This window comes from Companilactobacillus allii (genome assembly GCF_001971585.1).
GTDB lineage: Bacteria > Bacillota > Bacilli > Lactobacillales > Lactobacillaceae > Companilactobacillus > Companilactobacillus allii.
Map to the genome: position 1 here is coordinate 940,465 of NZ_CP019323.1, position 19,929 is coordinate 960,393.

20 protein-coding genes and 1 pseudogene are annotated in these 19,929 nt (G+C 35.5%); 16 read left to right on the forward strand and 5 right to left on the reverse strand.

Translation table 11 applies throughout. The features are described from left to right. Positions 1-335 precede the first annotated feature (335 nt). Positions 336-638: a hypothetical protein gene (locus BTM29_RS04495; protein WP_076614365.1), complete on the reverse strand. Its 303-nt coding sequence runs from the start codon at positions 636-638 to the stop codon at positions 336-338. A 188-nt stretch (positions 639-826) separates the two neighbouring features. On the opposite strand from BTM29_RS04495, the gene BTM29_RS04500 reads away from it, so the two are divergent. The 3 genes and pseudogenes from BTM29_RS04500 to BTM29_RS04510 all read left to right on the forward strand — a co-directional run bounded on the left by BTM29_RS04500 (position 827) and on the right by BTM29_RS04510 (position 4,251). Next, on the forward strand, positions 827-1,711 hold the full coding sequence (locus BTM29_RS04500) for an ROK family protein (protein WP_076614366.1): 885 nt from the start codon (positions 827-829) through the stop codon (positions 1,709-1,711). A 482-nt stretch (positions 1,712-2,193) separates the two neighbouring features. Next, positions 2,194-2,635: pseudogene (locus BTM29_RS04505) on the forward strand (universal stress protein). Between the two features lie 35 nt (positions 2,636-2,670). After that, positions 2,671-4,251: an Nramp family divalent metal transporter gene (locus BTM29_RS04510; protein ID WP_076614367.1), complete on the forward strand. Its 1,581-nt coding sequence runs from the start codon at positions 2,671-2,673 to the stop codon at positions 4,249-4,251. Between the two features lie 80 nt (positions 4,252-4,331). Here the strand turns inward: BTM29_RS04510 and BTM29_RS04515 are convergent, their stop codons facing one another. Next, positions 4,332-4,526, reverse strand: a complete 195-nt coding sequence (locus BTM29_RS04515; protein ID WP_076614368.1) for a hypothetical protein — start codon at positions 4,524-4,526, stop codon at positions 4,332-4,334. Positions 4,527-4,595: 69 nt separating this feature from the next. After that, entirely contained in the window at positions 4,596-4,748 is a 153-nt protein-coding gene (locus BTM29_RS12870) for a DUF6095 family protein (protein ID WP_192844203.1), read from the reverse strand. 231 nt (positions 4,749-4,979) lie between these two features. Between BTM29_RS12870 and BTM29_RS04520 the strand changes: the two genes are divergently transcribed. Further along, entirely contained in the window at positions 4,980-6,089 is a 1,110-nt protein-coding gene (locus BTM29_RS04520; RefSeq protein ID WP_076614369.1) for an SLC13 family permease, read from the forward strand. Between the two features lie 93 nt (positions 6,090-6,182). Further along, the gene (locus BTM29_RS04525) at positions 6,183-6,503 is read left to right on the forward strand and encodes an ATP-binding protein (protein ID WP_076614370.1); all 321 of its coding nucleotides are present in this window, start codon (positions 6,183-6,185) and stop codon (positions 6,501-6,503) included. A gap of 504 nt (positions 6,504-7,007) precedes the next feature. Here the strand turns inward: BTM29_RS04525 and BTM29_RS04530 are convergent. Continuing rightward, a complete protein-coding gene (locus BTM29_RS04530) occupies positions 7,008-7,952 on the reverse strand; it encodes a Dyp-type peroxidase (protein ID WP_076614371.1) in 945 nt (314 codons plus the stop codon). Between the two features lie 346 nt (positions 7,953-8,298). Here BTM29_RS04530 and BTM29_RS04535 point away from each other — a divergent pair, with 346 nt between their 5' ends. The 4 genes from BTM29_RS04535 (at position 8,299) to BTM29_RS04550 (ending at position 13,594) form a co-directional block, all read left to right on the forward strand. Further along, positions 8,299-9,315, forward strand: a complete 1,017-nt coding sequence (locus BTM29_RS04535) for a choloylglycine hydrolase family protein (protein ID WP_076614372.1) — start codon at positions 8,299-8,301, stop codon at positions 9,313-9,315. A gap of 225 nt (positions 9,316-9,540) precedes the next feature. Then, a complete protein-coding gene (locus tag BTM29_RS04540) occupies positions 9,541-10,266 on the forward strand; it encodes a GntR family transcriptional regulator (protein ID WP_076614373.1) in 726 nt (241 codons plus the stop codon). 103 nt (positions 10,267-10,369) lie between these two features. Further along, a complete protein-coding gene (locus BTM29_RS04545; RefSeq protein WP_076614374.1) occupies positions 10,370-12,718 on the forward strand; it encodes a phosphoketolase family protein in 2,349 nt (782 codons plus the stop codon). Positions 12,719-13,405: 687 nt separating this feature from the next. Continuing rightward, a complete protein-coding gene (locus BTM29_RS04550; RefSeq protein WP_076614375.1) occupies positions 13,406-13,594 on the forward strand; it encodes a hypothetical protein in 189 nt (62 codons plus the stop codon). Between the two features lie 421 nt (positions 13,595-14,015). On the opposite strand, the gene BTM29_RS04555 is transcribed toward BTM29_RS04550, so the two are convergent. Further along, positions 14,016-14,816 carry a tyrosine-protein phosphatase gene (locus BTM29_RS04555; protein WP_076614376.1) on the reverse strand — a complete coding sequence of 267 codons (801 nt, stop codon included), beginning with the start codon at positions 14,814-14,816 and terminating at the stop codon, positions 14,016-14,018. A gap of 62 nt (positions 14,817-14,878) precedes the next feature. Between BTM29_RS04555 and BTM29_RS04560 the strand changes: the two genes are divergently transcribed. The 7 genes from BTM29_RS04560 to BTM29_RS04590 all read left to right on the forward strand — a co-directional run bounded on the left by BTM29_RS04560 (position 14,879) and on the right by BTM29_RS04590 (position 19,779). Next, positions 14,879-16,003, forward strand: a complete 1,125-nt coding sequence (locus BTM29_RS04560) for a glycerate kinase (RefSeq protein WP_076614377.1) — start codon at positions 14,879-14,881, stop codon at positions 16,001-16,003. Positions 16,004-16,133: 130 nt separating this feature from the next. Beyond that, entirely contained in the window at positions 16,134-16,604 is a 471-nt protein-coding gene (locus BTM29_RS04565) for a universal stress protein (RefSeq protein ID WP_076614378.1), read from the forward strand. 62 nt (positions 16,605-16,666) lie between these two features. Further along, complete coding sequence (locus tag BTM29_RS04570) at positions 16,667-17,212, forward strand: DNA-3-methyladenine glycosylase I (RefSeq protein ID WP_076614379.1); 546 nt, start codon at positions 16,667-16,669, stop codon at positions 17,210-17,212. A gap of 39 nt (positions 17,213-17,251) precedes the next feature. After that, a complete protein-coding gene (locus BTM29_RS04575) occupies positions 17,252-17,740 on the forward strand; it encodes a hypothetical protein (protein ID WP_076614380.1) in 489 nt (162 codons plus the stop codon). Beyond that, positions 17,731-18,564: an ATP-binding cassette domain-containing protein gene (locus BTM29_RS04580; protein WP_076614381.1), complete on the forward strand. Its 834-nt coding sequence runs from the start codon at positions 17,731-17,733 to the stop codon at positions 18,562-18,564. The genes BTM29_RS04575 and BTM29_RS04580 overlap by 10 nt, the downstream gene beginning before the upstream one ends. Beyond that, positions 18,554-19,219, forward strand: a complete 666-nt coding sequence (locus BTM29_RS04585) for a hypothetical protein (protein WP_076614382.1) — start codon at positions 18,554-18,556, stop codon at positions 19,217-19,219. Before BTM29_RS04580 ends, BTM29_RS04585 begins: the two co-directional genes overlap by 11 nt. A gap of 38 nt (positions 19,220-19,257) precedes the next feature. After that, positions 19,258-19,779, forward strand: a complete 522-nt coding sequence (locus BTM29_RS04590; protein WP_076614383.1) for a GNAT family N-acetyltransferase — start codon at positions 19,258-19,260, stop codon at positions 19,777-19,779. Positions 19,780-19,929: the final 150 nt, after the last annotated feature.

The following is a 19,929-nucleotide window of genomic DNA, read 5'->3' on the forward strand; positions in this document are numbered from 1 at the left end:
GCTCTAACATCCAAGAAGTGGATGCTAGAGCCTATTTAAAATAAACGGAAAAAACTGTGTATTTTAACGCGTTTGCGAAGCAAACAATAAATATGTTAAAACATAGTTTTTTATCAAATTGTGCAACAAAAACGTGTGAAAATGCACAATTTCTTCCGCTTAACAAAAATAATTGGGTTGTGACATGACTCTTTTTCTACTCAAACTTGCAGTGAAAACGTGTGAAAAAACGCAACTTTTTCCGTTTAATAAAAAATAAGTAGACATCCACTTACGTGAATATCTACTTATTTTGCATTATACTCGAAAGTTAAACGCGTTTTTCACACTCTGATCTATAAAGATTCAATCTCAAAATCATATCGAGTCTGCATACCCAACAAATAACTAGATTTCTCTACATCTTTAATGCGGTATTTTTGTCCTTGAGGTGTACCGATCTCGGCACCTTTTTTATAAGCCGTACCATCAAGAATTTTTGCTTTAGTATTTTCATAGAACCAAGCATATGTGTAGAATCCTTCTTTGCCATCTGGACGCATTGAGATGGATGTGTTTTTACTTCCTAGTAGCCATAATGGAACAATGATCACGACTAATCCTAGTGCATTGATAAGTATGGAGAATAATAATTGCATAATATCACCCTTTGTTATTGATATGTCTATTATCGCTTATATCTAACTGAATGTAAACGCTTAATTTGATAAAAGTATATACATTTGATGGTGAATGCTGATTGATTCAAGCGTTATGACAATAGTATGAAACCGTTACCAAATAACTGCTATCATATTAACTGTAAATAAATAGAGTAGGTGAGCAGATGAAAAAATATATCGGACTGGATGTCGGTGGCACGTCTATCAAATATGGAGTTGTGGATGAAACTGGAAAGGTTTCTCACAAGAATAGTTTTAAAACTATCGGAACAAAAGACGAACTTATAACTAAGATATTGGACGTCTTTTTCAAACTCCATCAGGATTTTGGACCATTTGATGGTATCGGCGTCAGTATGCCAGGTGTAGTTCAAGAAGATGGATTCTTAACTACCGCAGGTGCTGTAAAGCCATTTTATGGGATTAATCTACAAAGTATACTGGAAGAGAAAACAGAACTGCCGGTAAAAATTGAAAATGACGCAAATGCCGCAGCAGTTGGAGTTCATAACTATTTGAGCTTAGTACTGGGAACTGGCGTTGGTGGCGGAATTGTCATCAATGATCAAATATATCGTGGTGCGCATGCAAGGTCTGGTGAGTTCGGCTGGATGATAGTTGAAGATGATGATGTAGATGTTGAAATGGGCTCATTGAACTTTAGAGGTGCGACCGTAATCGGCTTGATCCGCAGATATAATCAATTCAGTAGTGACACAGTAGACGATGCACGTGTTATCTTTGAACGAGCCAAGAAAGGTGAAGTATTAGCACAGAATGTCTTCAAAAGCTATTATCATAGTCTAGCTAAAGGGATAATCAACCTAGAAGTATCATTCGATCCAGAAGTAGTAATCATCGGTGGCGGTATAAGTGCCAATGAAACCTTTATGGATGAATTGAACAAAGAAATTACCAATATACAAAAAAGTCATAATAGTATTGTGGATTTAGATTTACCCAAAGTTGTTCCAGCTAAATTAAAAAATGATGCCGGAATGGTCGGCGCTGTCTATCAATTAGTGCAGAGCGCTTCAAAATACGGGTAATTTCCGAGCATTAGCACAAAAAGAGGGCGGTATTCACGAAAGTGAATGCCACCCTCTTTTAGCGCTAAGCGGAAGAAATTGTATTTTGAAGCGCGTTTCAGCAAGTTAAGGAAGAAAAGCCAGAAAGCGGGAACCGCACTGAGAATTCAAAAGTAAAATAAAAAGGAAATTGTATTTTGAAGTTCATTCCAACAAAAATCCCAACGATAAATTAGGTATTCCTAATATGGAACTTCATTATATTGAAAAAAATTTGGATAATATGAACCATAAAAATAGACGACCTGTCTAGAAATAGATTAATTACGGCAATTCTAAAAATAAAAGTAAATAACAAGAATAGTCACATACCACCTAGGTTAACGGTTACATTTTTTGTTATAAATTAAAACATGTGTAACTTTTTGTTAGACACACCTAATAAAACTCTTTACAGTTTCAAATTTTGTAATAGAATTAAGTCGTAGAAGGGAGTGATTAGGGTGTCAAAAACAAAAAATACGTTTGATAGAGTTTTGGTAGGTGTTGATGATTCAGATGATGCACAATTAGCATTTCGCTATGCAATGAGAAGATGTATCACTGATGATTCGACTTTGATTATTACTTCAATTTTGGAAAATGATGAAATGAATGTCTTTCAAGTTCTAACAAAAGATTACGTACATGGTGAAAGAGCTGAGCTTGAGGAACATATAAGAGAGTATCGCGCTGTAGCACTAGAGGCTGGAGTTAAGTGTGTTGAGATGTTTATTGCCGAAGGTGATCCGGGGGAAACGATTGTTAAGGAAGTTATTCCTGAAACAAAAGCGGATCTGTTGGTTATCGGTTCATTATCAAAAAAAAGGTATTAAGAAGCACTTTGGCTCACAAGCCGCATACATGACAAAATATGCACCAATTTCTGTTATGACCGTACGTTGAAAACAAAATAGGGAAACATGTTAAAGGAGATTAATATGGCAGATGAAAATGTTGCTCCACGTAAACATAAACTTATCCAATATGCCAATGGTCCTTCGCTAGAAGAAATTAACGGGACTGTCTCAGTACCAAAAGATAAGGGATTTTTAAAGACATTATTAGCTTATTCAGGACCAGGTGCACTTGTTGCGGTTGGTTATATGGATCCAGGTAATTGGTCAACTTCGATTACTGGTGGTCAAAATTTCCAATATTTACTAATGTCAGTTATTCTAATGTCTAGTTTAATTGCCATGTTATTACAATATATGGCTGCTAAACTAGGAATTGTAAGCAGTATGGACTTGGCTCAAGCCATTAGGTCCAGAACGAGTAAGGCGTTAGGAATCGTATTGTGGATATTAACAGAGTTCGCAATCATGGCTACTGATATCGCTGAAGTTATCGGTGCGGCTATTGCTTTGTACTTGTTGTTCCATATTCCATTGATGATTGCGGTATTTATAACCGTTCTAGATGTTTTGATATTATTGTTACTAACTAAAATTGGCTTCAGAAAAATTGAAGCTATAGTTGTTTGTTTGATCCTAGTTATCCTTTTAGTATTTATTTATCAAGTCGCACTATCAAAGCCTGATTGGGCTGCGGTTGCTGGTGGCTTGATCCCAAATGCTAAGACATTTTCAACTAGTGACAAGATTGCTGGTATGACACCATTAAGTGGTTCATTAGGTATCATTGGTGCAACTGTTATGCCTCATAATTTGTACTTACACTCAGCTATCTCACAAACACGTAAAGTTGATCATAACGATGAAGATTCCGTTGCTAAAAACGTTAAGTTCTCAGCTTGGGATTCAAATATTCAATTAACTGCAGCATTCTTCGTTAATGCATTGTTACTAATTATGGGAGTCGCTGTATTTAAGACTGGTGCTGTTAAAGATCCTTCATTCTTCGGTTTGTTCGATGCTTTATCAGATACATCAACTTTGAGTAATGGAATATTGATTGGTGTTGCTAAATCAGGTATTCTTTCTACATTATTTGCCGTTGCATTGTTGGCTTCTGGTCAGAATTCAACAATCACTGGTACTTTAACTGGACAAGTTATCATGGAAGGTTTCGTTCACATGAAGATGCCTTTGTGGTTAAGAAGACTTGTTACACGTTTGATCTCAGTTATTCCAGTTTTGATTTGTGTTATGTTAACCAGTGGTAAGAGTGCTGTTGATGAACATACGGCACTGAATAATTTGATGAATAATTCACAAGTATTCTTGGCCTTCGCACTTCCATTCTCAATGCTTCCATTATTGATGATGACTGATAGTGAAGCTGAGATGGGTCATAGATTCAAGAATAGTCTTTGGGTCAAAGTTTTAGGCTGGATCTCAGTTGTTGGATTAACAGCCTTGAACTTGATCGGTTTGCCAGATCAGATTTTAGCTTTCTTTGGAGACAATCCAAGTTCTTCTGATACATTGATGTCCAATATTATCGCGTATGCGTTGATAGCAGCGGTTCTAGCACTGTTAGTATGGACAGTTGTGGATTTATATCATGGTGATAAAAGATTAAGAGAGAGCGTTGCTGCTGCTAAATCAAGCAAGTAATGTTTATAGTGTAAAAAAATATACCAACAAGTTTTTTAAACTTGTTAGTATATTTTTTTTACGCTTTTGCGGACAAAGCTTCACTTTTTGATTTTTTCAGTCTTAGGTTCAATACGGTAGTTGTCCTTTACAAACCACAAAGCTGCGTTGACTAAAAGGATTCCTGAGACCACTAAGAAGATCCTCCCAAGATGGAAGAATGGATTGATGGTCATTTCGATAACTGTCAAAATAATTGAAATTAACAATAGGATTAACGTTTTTTTGAAAATCATTGAAGAGCCCCCCTAACTTTTGGTAAAAAGATTATACCAAAATATATTTCAAAAGGGGAAGAAAAAGTTTTACTTAGGAACGGCTAAAAATACACCAAAGAAAATGATGATAACACCCACACTTAATAGAAGGTAATAGATGGATTCTTTCTTTGCTTTGAAGGAAATAGCCGAGATAGCTATTCCAATTATGAAAGTTAGGATTGTTAAGAATATGTGCATAAGATGTTAGCTCCTTGGATTGATTGTACTCTGAAAAATTAACGATAATTGTGCTCAGTAAACTTTGTGCTCTGTTATTTTAATTATATCTAAGTTAAAATATATACGGACTTTTATTTTTTCTATTTACAAAAGTTTTAAAAATTACAATTTAAATTACAAAAACGGGACAATTATCTTTATACTATAAAGGTACTTTATAAGGTACTTCTTTTTTTAGGGGAAACGTAAATGGCTGTATTAAAAAGAGTTTTTTCAGATAAGGTCTTGTGGATTGCTGGTGCAGCAGCAATCCTCACCTCCATATTTATAAGTCCACCGCAATTAATGGATATTAATTGGAAGACGATTGCTTCCATTCTTTCAATGATGATTATAATCCAAATCTATGATTACTTAGATTTTTTGAAGTATTACGCGGCTTATTTAACACATAAAGCTAAGACTACACGACAAATGATGCTCATGCTAGCTAGTATATCCTTTTTTGGCGCTATGTTCTTAACTAATGATGTTACGATTTTGACGTTGGTACCATTATATTACCAACTCTCTAAACATTTGAAAGTAAATCCGATTTTCCCTGTCATAGTAATCGCTATGGCAGCTAATTTAGGTAGTATTTTCACTCCATTTGGTAATACGCATAATTTATTCCTATTGACGCATTATAATTTAGGAATCGGACAATTCTTCATGATGTCGGCACCGATAACTATTGTTAACTTTATAGCAATTTTCTTAGTCACAAGATTCTTCGCTAAGGATAAAGTTGAACTCAGTGAGTTGCCAACAGTTGAATTGAATATTCCAAGTTTGACGCTGACTGTGTTTGTTACAGTTATTATTTTCTTGGGAATCTTCAAAGTCATTCCAATGTGGGGTTCATTGATCGCCGCAATATTGCTGGTGATCTTCATTAATCCACACATTTTGGAATCAGTTGATTATTCGATTGTACTTATTTTTATGTGCTTTTTTATTGCCGTTGGGAATCTCAACCGTGATCCGGCAATCGTTGATCACCTACAGAATTTCATTCAATCAAAAGGTAGCACATATCTAACTTCAATCATTACTAGTCAATTCATAAGTAACGTTCCATCGACCATTTTGATATCTAAATTCACTACATATGTTCATGCTGTGTTCTTGGGAACTAATATCGGTGGTTTAGGTTCTGTTGTTGCTTCATTGGCGAACTTACTAGCCTTTAAGCAATATAGATTCTTTTTCAAAGTACATCCAGGCAAGTATCTAATGTGGTTTAGTATAATTAACTTTTCGATGTTGATTATAATTGGTACGATTGGATATTTCTTAATTGATTTTGGACTTTAGATGACTTCACTTAATTGTGAGGTCTTTTTTGTTAGGATTATAATCCTAACTTATGATAGAATTCGGATAAATTAGAATTATAATCCTAACAAAGTGAAGGGTGAAAATTATAATGATAATTTTGGCCATCAAATTGAAAACATTGTTTACATTGAACTGTTGCGTCGAGGTTACAAGGTTGATATTGATAAAGATGAAGATAGAGAAATAGATTTTGTAGCAAAAAAAGGAAAGAATATAGAATACTTTCAGGTAACTATGCAATTACCGACAGATAGTGATAGAGAAGTCGATAACCTAAAAAAATTGGATGATAATTATAAGAAGACAGTCATTACTGCCAATCGTATGGATACAGGAAACGTCGATGGGATAGGTGTTGTTCATATTGTGGATTGGTTACTTGAGAACTAATTCGAATTACTTAAGTACCTTTTTACAATTGAAAAGATTGCGACTGATAATAGTAAAATGGGGGTAGAGATTGATAAATATGGACTACCAACAGTTATTAGGTATATTTCTATGATTGCCATTATTAGTAGTATTGCTCTTAACATGTAATCGATTGATTTACTCATAAGTTATTCCACTTTCAAAATGTATTTTGTAGAAGGATACTTGATAGTATCCATTAAGTGAATTGTGTCACATGAGTCTGGATGGATTTTTAATCGCTTTTATTTGTTACGTAAAATGTTTCACAGGAAACTTTATAATTTGGTAGGTTTTTGATTTTTTAATGTTTCAACACATAAAAAAGGAACTAGGCTTAATAGCTTAGTTCCCTTTTTTGGTCTGGCGAAAACGCGATAAAAACCAACAGAATCCTGCGCCTGCTACAAATATTGAATGCACCACTTCGTGGTACCTTCAATATTTTAGGCAGTTCAAATTCTCCCGTTGGTTCTAAACGCTCTAATATTCTTTATCCGCAATTTTCTCCAATGTATCTTTAGAAGGAATAAAGAACAAATTACCTGTGATTGGGGTACTGAAGTCTAACAGGCGGTCACTTTTTGTGAACATATTTGTTAACATTCTATTTGTAATTGAGAAGTCTTTGGAATATCCGATGAAGTATGTTCCTTTTAGGTCTTTGGCTGGTTCTGAATAGGGTACGTTCATGCGAACAATTTTATGCTCTACTCCGTTGACTTCGTCTTTTGAAGCTACGTTATGGGCATTTTTTAATTTTTCGTCATCATCTAATTCTCGGTCATTGAACTTGTGTCTACCGATTGATTTTTCTTGGTCTTCTGTCTTTAAGGCATCCCAAGCGTCCATATTATGTGTATATTTTTGGGCAAAGGCATATGAACCGTTGACGAATTCTGGGTCTTCGTTTTCATCGATCAATGTGTAATCCATTGATTCAATTCCGGCTGGATTCTCTGTTCCGTCGATGAATCCGATGATGGCACGTCCTTCAAAGTAACGGAATCCGTGGGTTTCGTCTTCGACTGTTGTAATTGGACGGAGTATGCCCATGAATTGGTCCATTAATTCATAACAAACGGCCATTTTGCTAGCTCTAACGTGGATGAATAAATCTCCGGGAGTAGATACGGCTGTATACTTTGGTCCTTTGATTTCCTTAAAAGGTGTGAGTTGTTTGGGCTTTGGTGCTTCTGGGAAAAGATAATCCCAAGCATCTGATCCAAATCCCCAAGCAATATGTGCTTGAGCTTCTGGTGCACGAACTCTCATACTATTGATGATTGAATTAGACATATCTGAGAATTCAGCGATTGCATCTTTCACAGCAGCCTGGTCATCATGCTTTAACATCAATGTTGTGAAAATAACACTTTCACCAGCATCTTTATAAACATCTTGAGCACGTTTGATATCAACGGTCATATTATTACCTCCAAATATTTAACTTATGCATAAATATTATCACATAAAACGTTTAATCATAGACATATGGGATTGTAAATTTGGAAATATACTCAATGTAAAAATAACTGATAATATCAAGTTTGATCAACGATGAAATGTACGTTTTGGATACATCTTCCTTTTTATGTGACTAATCAAGTTCTACCTGATATTCTTCTCAATAACGTCGTAGGAAATTGTTCAGACGTTTAATAAAAATAATAATAAAATTTAATTTTCGTAAAAATAAATTGTTGATTTTGTCAACAATTTGCATAATAATTATCCATAATATAGTAAAGAACATTGAAGGGAAGCCACATATATGTGCACAAGTATTAGTTATGAAGCGTTAGACGGATCGAAGTTTTTAGCAAGGACAATGGATTTTGCCTTTGAGTTAAATGGACAACCAACATTTTTACCAAGAGATTACGATTGGATCTCATCATTTGATAATAAGACTTATCAAACTAGTTACGCCATTATGGGAACTGGTGCTAAATATGGTAATAACTATATGGTAGCCGATGGATTCAACGAATATGGATTGTCATGTGCTGAATTGTACTTCCCACATGAATATGTCTATGACGAGAAACCAACTGATGGTGATATGAACCTGGTATCTGAAGAATTCATCTTGTGGGCCTTGGGTAATAACAAGACGATTGATGAATTACGTGAGAACATCAAAAAAGTTCACATCATTGAATCTGATAAAGGTGTAATGGGAACTAATCAACCATTGCATTGGATATTTAGTGATGCCACAGGAGACACATATATCATCGAACCAGAAGGTGATGGATTAGTTCTTGAAGAAGATAAGATTGGTGTCATGACCAATACACCTGACTTTGATTGGCATAGAACTAACTTGGCTAATTATTTGGGTGCTTCAACTAATAACTTTAATTCAGCACAATTCGGTGATGAAGAAATCACTAAATTGGGTCAAAATGGTACATTCAGATTACCTGGTGGATATACTGCAGTCGATAGATTCGTTAGAACAGCCTTCAATAGAACACATACTGAAAAACCTGAGAATGCTACCGAAGCAGTACCAACAATCATGCATATCTTGGACAGTGTCGTAGTACCAAAGGGAGTAAACATAGGAGATCGCGGTCCCAGCTATACACAATATCAAGCAATCCTTGATATGACCAACAAGACAATGTATTACATCCCATATTCAAATCAAACAGTCTTTTCCGTAACCATGACAGACGATTTGATCAAAAATCAAACAACACCTAAAGAATTTGAAATCCCAATGACACAAGGTTTTGTTAATCTAGAGCGTGAAAATGCACGGGTAATTTCCGAGCATTAACGCAAATAGTTCCGGTATTCACGAGAGTGAATATCGGAACTATTTTTGTTAAGCGGAAGAAATTGTGCATTTTCACGCGTTTTTGCAAGTATGAGGATGCCCCTATCCACGAATTATCTAAGATCCAAAATTATTTTGGTATGTGTTTTCATAAGCTTATGAGATATAATGATAAAGAAAGATAGCAACCATATAATAAATTGGTACGTTCCAAAAGGGGTAACTATGGCAGATTTGATTTATCAAAAAATAATCAATGCACTAAAAAAGGAAATAGACGCTGGTAAATTTCCAGATATGAAATTACCAGACGAGAGATCGCTAGCTGAAAACTATGACGTTAGTCGTAGCTCGATCAAAAGAGCACTAGCCAATATGTCTGAACAAGGCATAATTTTTAAGAAGCGTGGTTCAGGTACTTTCATCAATCCACTATATTTGAGACAAGATTCTTATTTTAATTACAGTGGCAGTAACTTAGGAATCACGGATAGTTTCAATACAAATGGTCAAAAGCCTGGAGTCAAGGTGCTGAGCTTTGATGTCATTCGACCAGATGAAGAGCTACGTGATAATTTGTTCTTAAAAAAAGGCGAATTTGTCTATGCGTTCAAACGTCTACGTCTATTAGATGATGTAGCGTTTATGATTGAGACAGGATATATTCCGATCAAGTTAGCACCAGAGTTGTCTGAGCAAATAGCTTCCGATTCTATCTTTAATTATGTAGAGTCTGAACTGGGTAAAGAGGTCAACAAGACTTACTTGACCATTTCAGCGAAACCATCTGATGAAGAAGGTCAAAAGTTGTTGAACTTAAAGGCTAATGAACCCATTGGTCTGATGGAAGGTATCTTTTTCTTAAACGATGGGACACCTTTTGAATTCTCAACTATGAAACTTCATTATAAGTATTTCAAATATGATTCATTCGTTGACTTGGATAAGTAGTCAAGTTGTATATAAAATTGGGACGGTCCAATTAATTAAATGGTTGACTTTTTATCGCTAACTGGTTATTATATATTTGTAAATAAATAAGGAGTGTGCTGGTATGACAGATTACTCATCACCAAAATATTTAAACTTAATAGATAAATATTGGCGTGCAGCTAATTATATTTCTGTAGGTCAACTATATTTAAAAGACAATCCATTATTGAAGCGTGAATTAAAAGCTGACGATGTTAAGGTACATCCAATTGGACATTGGGGTACTATTGCTGGTCAAAACTTTATTTATGCTCATTTAAATCGTGTTATTAATAAATACGGTGTAAACATGTTCTATATTGAAGGACCCGGACATGGTGGGCAAGTTATGGTTTCTAACTCATATCTTGACGGAAGCTATACTGAAACTTACCCAGAGATCACACAAGATGAATCCGGTATGCAAAAATTGTTCAAACAATTTTCATTCCCAGGTGGAGTTGCTTCTCATGCTGCTCCTGAAACACCTGGTTCAATGCATGAAGGTGGAGAACTTGGCTATTCAATCTCACACGGTGTTGGTGCTATATTAGATAACCCAGACCAAATCGCTGCAGTTGTTGTTGGTGATGGTGAGGCCGAAACAGGTCCACTTGCTACTTCATGGTTCTCAAACGTCTTCATTAACCCTGTAAATGATGGTGCGGTATTACCAATTCTTAACCTTAATGGTTTCAAGATTTCTAATCCTACTATTCTTTCACGTAAGACAGACGAAGAACTTACTGAATACTTCAGAGGTCTTGGTTGGGATCCAATGTTTGTTGAAGGTGACGACCCTGAAAAGATGCACCCTGAAATGGCTAAAGTCATGGATAGTGCTATTGAAAAGATCGAAAGCATCCAAACAGAAGCAAGAAAACACCCAGCTTCAGAAGCCAAAATGCCTAAATGGCCAGTAATTATTTTCCGTGCACCTAAAGGCTGGACTGGTCCTAAGACTTGGGATGGTGTTCCAATTGAAGGCTCATTTAGAGCTCACCAAATTCCAATTCCTGTTGACCAAAAAGATATGCAACATGCAGACGCTTTAGTAGACTGGATGGAATCATACAAGCCTAGTGAATTGTTCAATGAAGATGGTAGCTTGAAGTCTGAAATTGCAGCAATTGCACCAAGTGGTACTAAGAGAATGGCTATGAACCCTATCGTCAATGGTGGTGTTGATCCTAAACCTCTTAAATTACCAGACTATAAGAACTATGCTTTGAAGTTTGATAAGCCAGGTGAAAAGAACGCTCAAGATATGATCGAATTAGGTAAGTATCTTGAAGCAGTCATCAAGAACAATCCTGAGAACTTCAGACTGTTTGGACCTGACGAAACAATGTCTAACCGTCTATATGACATATTCAAGACAACAAACCGTCAATGGATGGAAAGTGTCAAAGAACCAAATGATCAATACGAAGCTCCATCTGGTCGTATTATTGATTCACAACTTTCAGAACATCAAGCTGAAGGATTCCTAGAAGGCTATGCATTAACAGGTCGTCACGGTATCTTTGCAAGTTATGAAGCATTCTTAAGAGTTGTCGATTCAATGTTGACACAACACTTCAAGTGGTTAAGAAAAGCTGATGAATTGTCATGGAGAAACAAGTATCCATCACTTAACATCATCGCTACATCAACTGCTTTCCAACAAGATCACAACGGTTACACTCACCAAGACCCAGGTATTATCACTCACTTAGCTGAGAAGAAACCTGCCTTCATTCGTGAATATTTCCCAGCTGACACAAACTCATTGTTGCCAGTAATGCCTAAGATTTTGGATGACCAAGAAAAGATCAACCTATTGGTTACTTCAAAACAACCACGTCCTCAATTCTATTCAATTGAAGAAGGACAAGAATTGGCTGATAAAGGACTCAAAGTTATTGATTGGGCTTCAAATGATGACGGTGAACCTGATATTGTTATCGCAGCCGCAGGTACAGAACCTAACCTAGAATCTCTTGCTGCAATTAGTATCTTGCGCAAAGATGTTCCAGATCTTAAGATTAGATTCGTCAACGTTGTTGACCTATTGAAACTCAGATCACCAGAAGTTGATCCTCGTGGATTGTCTGATGAAGAATTCAACAGTATCTTCACAACAAACAAACCAGTACTATTCGCTTTCCATGGTTTCGAAGACATCATCAAAGATATCTTCTTTGACCGTGACAATCACAACTTGTTCGTTCATGGTTACCGTGAGAATGGTGATATTACAACACCATTTGATATGCGTGTAGTTAATGAAATGGACCGTTTCCACTTAGCAGAAGAAGCAGCCGTTGCCGTATATGGTGACAAAGCTAATGACTTCGCAGACAAGATGGAAGCCAAAGTTGATAAGCATAACAAGTACATCCGTGAAAACGGTGAAGATCTTCCAGAAGTTGAAAACTGGAAATGGTAAAACAGAGCGCGACAATGCACGGGTAATTTCCGAGCATTAACGTAAATAGTCCCGGTATTCACGAAAGTGAGTACCGGGACTATTTTTGTTAAGCGGAAGAAATTGTGCATTGTCGCGCGTTTCAGCAAGTTTAGGAAGAAAAGCAAGGGAACAGGAAACCACACTAAGAATTCAAAAGTAAGATGAAAAGAAATTGTGCATTGTCGCGCGTTTCAGCAAGTTTAGGAAGAAAAGCGAGGGAACAGGAAACCGCACTAAGAATTCAAAAGTAAGATGAAAAGAAATTGTGCATTGTCGCTCGTTTCAGCAAGTTTAGGAAGAAAAGCAAGGGAACAGGAAACCGCACTAAGAATTCAAAAGTAATACGAAAAGAAATTGTATTTTGGAGTGCGTTTAAACTGTAAGTTTAATATGTCAACCAAATATAAAGTTTAAAATAATTATCTAAGTTTTTTTCTAAGAACTAGTAATTTTTAGTGACGTTAAAATATGTTTTTTTAGTAAATCACTACTGCCACTTACAATATTTCTTTAATTAATTCTAAGATAGTTAAGTGCTTTATTAGAGCGACTCATGCCACTTTTTAAAAGCTCAAAAAGACGAAATGTAAACGGTTGTAAGTACCTAAATTACATGGTAGTCTCATCTATGGATGAATATATAAGATATTTAAGGGGTGGATTATTATGACAATGCAAATCGTACGTCAATTAACAGAAATATCAATTATGGCAGTGGTAGTAGTGTTCTTAATGTTACTATTCGTAATGCAGAGCCGATATTCCATACCCGCTGTGGCAATCGTCGCCGTGATTATTGCCGTTTTCTCAGAAAATAATTTTACTAAGAAACATAACGTTAAATTCACGATTTAAAGAGATATAGAATACGGGTAATTTCCGAGCATTAACGCAAATAGTTTTGGTATTCACGAAAATGAATACCGGAACTATTTTTGTTAAGCGTAAGAAATTGTATTCTATATCGCGTTTCAACCATCAATTTCAAATCCAGGATGTAATAATAAAAATGAAAGAGACCTTGAAGTTATAAAAACTTCAAGATCTCTTTTTTTGATTATTATTTGGGCAACCCACATATCAGGGGGGAAGGATGGGTTGCCATTTGATTATGAGAATTAATATCTACTTTTTATATGAAGATTATTATATGGGGAGGATATAAGTTAAGAAAGGTTTTCGCTTTCCTTTAGCTTATGGTTATATAATAACTAGTAAATGTGAAGAAATTATGATTCAAATGTTATAGAAAAGAGAAGCTTTCTTTACTAAAATATTACATCAAGTAAATCTTTTTGAGATCTGAAATGTCGTGATCGCTTACTTTTAGTTCTTCTCTGATATAATTGTCTATACTTCCGGAAGTTTCTTCGATTGCCTTTTGAGCAGTTTCAAGGTAATTGATATTAACTGTCATTAGCGCCTTGATAGTATCTACTAGTGTAGGTTCATGTTCAACAACTTGACTTAAAAGATGATCAATAAATGACTTGCTGGCTTTGTTTGTTAACAAGTAGTCATCTTTGATAGTTGTCATTGGAACGTTTAGTGCTGACATTAAGAAGAATGCACCCATCCCTGTACGATCCTTACCAGCACTACAATGGAATAATAAGACTTCATCATTGTTGGAATTAGCCAATAATTCACTAAAGAAGTTTTGGTAAGCTAACTTAGCTTGAGGCCCATTGACCATGTCTAGATATGCTTCTAGCATGTGATTGTATCCGTCGATTGGAACATAGTCTAGATCTGGGATAGATGTTCCTTGAATCTTTGAAGCCTCGGTTTCGTCTTCTTTGAATACTGGAAGAGAAACGTATTTTGTTCCTTTGGGCATTTTATCAGGCTTCTTAGCAGCTTCATCAATTGAACGAAAGTCAATATCAGTCTTCAAACCATAATTACCTAAGAAATTTACATCTTTATCTGAGAGATCGCCAAGACCGGCTGAACGAAGTGCCTTATGATACTTGATGGTTTTACCATCGAGTGTCTTGTACCCGCCCAGTTCACGGAAATTACGACCGTTTTCAAGATTCAAAATACGATGTGTCTTTTTTGTAGCGTTATCCATATTTATACCCTCTATTCTCGATAAGTGTTCTATATCTATTATAACAAAAAGGAAGAATCTTCATGATATTTATCATCGCTCCTGGAAAATATCCTGATAATGTTAGTTCAAGAAAAATTGGTCAGGCTATATACAGTGGAATATCACGTGCCATTCCTAATGCTGATATTGTTACAATGCCAGTTACTGATAGTCGTGACGGAATGCCAGCTTTAGTTAAGCATACTATTGGTGGAGAATGGTTTGAATTACCCTTTTTTGATGCCTTTTGGCAAAATAAGCTAGGGCGTTATTTGATAACTAAGATAGATGGTCAAGATACAGTCATAATGGACTCTGAACAAATAGTAGGTTTGGAATTGGCGATTGGTAAAACACGAGATCAATTATTTCATGCCACTAGTCATGGATTGGGCGAATTTATCTTGGATGCGATCTCTAGTGGTCACAAGAACATTGTCATCTGTTTGGGAAGGACTGCGGTGGCTGATGGTGGGTTAGGAGCCTTGCAGGTGCTTGGAGCGAAGATTTATGATGAAGATGGCACAATTATACCTGAAGGTGAAAACCCGCTTATCAACGCATATAGTGTTGATTTAGATGGTGTCAAAAAGTTGCTACCATCAAGAACACGGATAACTATTCTGTTAAATTACTCAAATAATTACGAGATTCGCTATAAAATTAATTATCTAAATGAAGCTCAAGAAAATTTTTTGGAAGATAATTTGGTTTATGTTACGGAAAAGGCTAATGAGAAGTATAATTTAGACGTACATCCAATGCCCAATTCTGAAGCAATCAAGACTTTAGCTGGGGCGTTTGCAATGATTGATGCACATATTTTCAGATCTTCGTTTGAGTGGATAGCCAATGTTACTGGGATGGATTCAACGATCCGTTCTGCCGATGTCTTAGTAACAGCAACAGATGATATCTCAGCTGAATCAATGCATGACGAAATGCTGTATCATCTAAGCAAGATAGCTGGTAATAGTAAAATACCTACTTTTGTATTATGCAATAATTTTATTGATGATTTTGAAGACTACGAACAATTATTCACGGGTATATTTTCCACTCAAATGTCCAAGTATTATTTGAAAGAATATGATGAACAGACGCTTTTTGATAACTATGAGGCTGTAGCCAACCAACTAGCGCGAACTATGATGTCCTTTCACTGATATAAAGAGTATAAAAGATTGAATAAAATATATTAATGCATTAATCTTACATTAAGGAGTTTTAAATAAATCGCATTAGAAAAGGTAACTTAGAGTGTTAATCTAAGTTCACTTATAGGAGGATCAAATTATGGAACAAGACTATAAAAGAATCTTAGTACCTGTAGATGGATCAAAAGAGGCAGAAATGGCATTTAGAAAAGCCGTGACTGTAGCTCAAATGAATGGTGGACACCTTGACGTATTGACAGTTCTTGATACTAAGCAATTTATTGGTTTGCATGGTGGAATGTTAAATGGCGATGTAATCTATCAACTTTCTGAAGATGCTCAAAAGTACCTTAATGAATTAAAAGAAGAAGCTGTTAAAGATGGATATCCAGAACAAGAAATCGATATTCACGTTCGTTTCGGTGAACCAAAGACAGTTATCTCACAAGAATTCGTTGAAGAATACAAAAATGATTTGATCATGATCGGATCAACTGGTATGAACGCTGTAACACGTCTATTAGTTGGATCTGTTTCAGAATACGTTACTCGTAATGCTAGAACTGATGTTATCATCGTTCGTACAGATACAGATAATAGTAAAATCTAAATGAAAATGGCAAAAAGGCTGAGACAAATGTCTCGGCCTTTTTTCTTATCAAGAGGTTGAAAATGAGATGTCCTTGGGCAGATAGTTCTAAAGAAATGCAGGAGTATCATGATACTGAATGGTGTAAGGTAAGTCATGACGAAAGATACTTCTTTGAAATGTTGACACTGGAGTTGTCGCAAGCTGGATTGTCATGGGAAACGATTATCAAGAGGCGAAGTGGCTATCGGACTTTATTTGACGGATTTGATATTGATGCAGTCGCAAAATTCGATGATGCCAAAAAAGAAGAATTATTAAAAGATCCACGGATCATCAGAAATAAGCTGAAAGTTAACGCGACGATCAATAATGCTAGACAGATTCAAGTGATGCATGAGAATAATCAGAGATTTTCTGATTATATTTGGAGCTTTGTTGATAATAAACAAATAGTGAATCATTATGAAGATATGTCAGAAATGCCAGCTCAGACAAAGTTATCTCAAGATATTAGTAAAAATTTGAAAAAAAGAGGCTTTAGATTCGTTGGACCGACGATAATCTATTCATTTTTACAATCAGTTGGAGTAATTAATGATCATTTAGATAGCTGTGATTTCAAATAGAAGTTTTTTTCAGTATAATAGAACCAATGGAGGATAATTATGAATTCTGAAACTATTAGTAAATTAGCCGAGTGGCTAGATAAGAACGATGTGGATATTGAAAAGAAAACTGAAAAATTGGATGCCTCAAAAGTTTATGACATTATCGATTCTTTGGAAGTATTGAGAAAGCCTATCAAAGACTATTTTGATATGACAGAAGACGATTATTATCAAAATGAGTCTGATCACAGACTTACTCTACAAAACCCAACTCGTAAATTGAGCGAGTTACATGATCGAATCCAAGTTAACCACGTTGATGGATCTCTCTCTGATCACGAGATCAACTTCACATATAACCATGAAGATCCTTATGTTAAAGGCGAGTATAATATTAAAACTGATTTGAACTTGGTTAACTATTCATTTGTAGTTATCGGAGCTGTTTACAACAATACAATTGTCGCTGATATTAGAAACTCTATTTCAAAAGATGCGATCCTTTCTATTGGATTGGCAGCTAGAGCAATTGAGGAATGGCAATAGTGGAATTAATAACTGTTAAAGATTTATCTTTACAAAATGAAGGTTACTTTGCGTTTAAGCATGTGACCTTTTCTTTAACCCAAAATGAAATTTTGAGTATTGTTGGTGACAGTGGTAGTGGAAAATCACAATTGTTAGAAACGTTAGCGAAGATGAAGACGGCAGATAGTGGCAAGATTGAATACACTCCTGGAGTTAGAATCGGATATTTACCACAATTTGATCCACAGATTATTACTAAGTCTGTGCGTAATTACTTAGAAGAGATTCGCAGATTCACTGGTAAATTGGCCGTTAGCCAAAAGCAACTCAAAGAACTTATTGCCTATATGGGGATGAGTCCTTATTTGGATAGACAAATCAGACAATTATCCTATGGACTGAAACAAAGATTAGATTTTTTAGCTGCAGTAGCAGGCCACCCCAATGTCTTGTTGCTGGATGAACCTTTTTCATTTCAAAATAGTAAGTACACTAGCAATATGTTAGATATTATTGGAGATCTGAAGCAAAATGGCTCAGGTATCATTATTGCCAGTACCTACCAAGATAGTAGTATTACCAATTACTTTGATAAGTTTTATATCATGAAAAATAAGTCCTTAGAAGAAGTTAAGAATAAGGCTGAAGAGATCAAGTGTATGCTTATCTTCACAGTGAAGTCTGATTCGATGGCCTTAACGACTGATATTAGTAAGTATCTGGCAAGTAATATCAGCAGTCTAGTTGAGTTAAGGATTCCTTTGGGGATGAAAGATTCCGTTATTAAAGAAATGATCGATCTGAACTATCAATTTGAGGGGGCAAGGATCCTTGAAGGTTAAAGTGTTGTTAATTAATTTTATTAATTTAATATTACGTAATTTCTTATATCCAACCTTATTGATGATCTTTTTGTCATTTGAATTGGCAATAAATTCGTTACTAGAATTGAATATGAATCAAAAGTTTGGACTCTTAGTAATCGGTGTTTTCTTCGTATCACTATTAACAAGCATGAATTTCTTAAAAAACGACGCCGCAGTCAATCGTTATCTGTTTCAAAAGATCAATAATTACTGGCTATATTTCTTGATGCAGGTTTTAACTTTAACCATAGTAGCCATTTTTAGTGCCATTGTAATGTCGATATTTAGCTTCACGTTCAGCATAAACTCAATAGTTGCCATATTGCCATTAGCCACAACTGGCCTTGTGGGTGTAGGTATAGCCTTCATTTGTAAACCACAGTGGAATAATCACCCATACATCGCCCAGATAGGTATAGTAGTATTTGTATATATTGCGCTGGCAGGAACTGGGGATAATATCTTGAATTATATCCAATGGTTCATTCCACCAGTGTCAAAAGTGATTACGATTTTTCAGGAGCAGTCCTCAATTAGAGCATTGATTCCAGTTTCGATACAACAATTGGTTTATTCATGTGTCTTGATTATTCTAAGTGGCACTTTTTATGAAAAGAAGATGTCTAATTAGTCACTGTCTAGATTGAACAGTTAGGGAGGACTTTTTTTATGAGTAGTATTTATTTACGTCAGGCTAAAGCTGATGATTTAAAAAGAGTTATTGAGATTATTAACGGTGAAAAGAGTGCCTTATTGGTACGTGGGGTGAATCAGTGGCAACAAGGTTATCCTGATGAAGAGATATTGAAACAAGATATCGAAGAGGGTATTAATTATGTCTTGATCCTTGACGGCGAAATTGTCGGGACAGCAGCACTACAACAAGGCTATGATAAGAGTTATCAGAGTATTTCAGGTTCATGGAGTGATGAGTCAGAAGTTACTTATTCTATTATTCATAGAATTGCTGTGGAATCAGGTCATCAAGGTGAGAAATTGACCACGGCACTGATTCAACAATTGTTAACAATATCTTATTATTTGGGATATCACGATATCAGAATAGATACTCATCCCGACAACCGGGTAATGCAGCACGTTATTACCGATAATAGATTCATTGAACGTGGAAATATTACTTTGGATATCGATCAAGGTATACGAAAAGCCTACCAAATCATTTTGAAATAGAATGTTGAAAAGTTGAAAATATCTGTGAAAATTGTTGCACAAGTTAGTATTACTGTGTGAAAATAGAGGTTCAGGATAAGTTGTATCCCAAGAATTCATCCTGAACGATTCAAAAAAACCATCTGAATCGGATGGCTTTTTTACTATTTT

Coding starts and splice junctions, on each gene's coding strand:
- BTM29_RS04495 (WP_076614365.1), bottom strand. CDS start 638: ATGCAATTATTATTCTCCATACTTATCAATGCACTAGGATTAGTCGTG.
- BTM29_RS04500 (WP_076614366.1), top strand. CDS start 827: ATGAAAAAATATATCGGACTGGATGTCGGTGGCACGTCTATCAAATAT.
- BTM29_RS04510 (WP_076614367.1), top strand. CDS start 2,671: ATGGCAGATGAAAATGTTGCTCCACGTAAACATAAACTTATCCAATAT.
- BTM29_RS04515 (WP_076614368.1), bottom strand. CDS start 4,526: ATGATTTTCAAAAAAACGTTAATCCTATTGTTAATTTCAATTATTTTG.
- BTM29_RS12870 (WP_192844203.1), bottom strand. CDS start 4,748: ATGCACATATTCTTAACAATCCTAACTTTCATAATTGGAATAGCTATC.
- BTM29_RS04520 (WP_076614369.1), top strand. CDS start 4,980: ATGGCTGTATTAAAAAGAGTTTTTTCAGATAAGGTCTTGTGGATTGCT.
- BTM29_RS04530 (WP_076614371.1), bottom strand. CDS start 7,952: ATGACCGTTGATATCAAACGTGCTCAAGATGTTTATAAAGATGCTGGT.
- BTM29_RS04535 (WP_076614372.1), top strand. CDS start 8,299: ATGTGCACAAGTATTAGTTATGAAGCGTTAGACGGATCGAAGTTTTTA.
- BTM29_RS04540 (WP_076614373.1), top strand. CDS start 9,541: ATGGCAGATTTGATTTATCAAAAAATAATCAATGCACTAAAAAAGGAA.
- BTM29_RS04545 (WP_076614374.1), top strand. CDS start 10,370: ATGACAGATTACTCATCACCAAAATATTTAAACTTAATAGATAAATAT.
- BTM29_RS04550 (WP_076614375.1), top strand. CDS start 13,406: ATGACAATGCAAATCGTACGTCAATTAACAGAAATATCAATTATGGCA.
- BTM29_RS04555 (WP_076614376.1), bottom strand. CDS start 14,816: ATGGATAACGCTACAAAAAAGACACATCGTATTTTGAATCTTGAAAAC.
- BTM29_RS04560 (WP_076614377.1), top strand. CDS start 14,879: ATGATATTTATCATCGCTCCTGGAAAATATCCTGATAATGTTAGTTCA.
- BTM29_RS04565 (WP_076614378.1), top strand. CDS start 16,134: ATGGAACAAGACTATAAAAGAATCTTAGTACCTGTAGATGGATCAAAA.
- BTM29_RS04570 (WP_076614379.1), top strand. CDS start 16,667: ATGAGATGTCCTTGGGCAGATAGTTCTAAAGAAATGCAGGAGTATCAT.
- BTM29_RS04575 (WP_076614380.1), top strand. CDS start 17,252: ATGAATTCTGAAACTATTAGTAAATTAGCCGAGTGGCTAGATAAGAAC.
- BTM29_RS04580 (WP_076614381.1), top strand. CDS start 17,731: ATGGCAATAGTGGAATTAATAACTGTTAAAGATTTATCTTTACAAAAT.
- BTM29_RS04590 (WP_076614383.1), top strand. CDS start 19,258: ATGAGTAGTATTTATTTACGTCAGGCTAAAGCTGATGATTTAAAAAGA.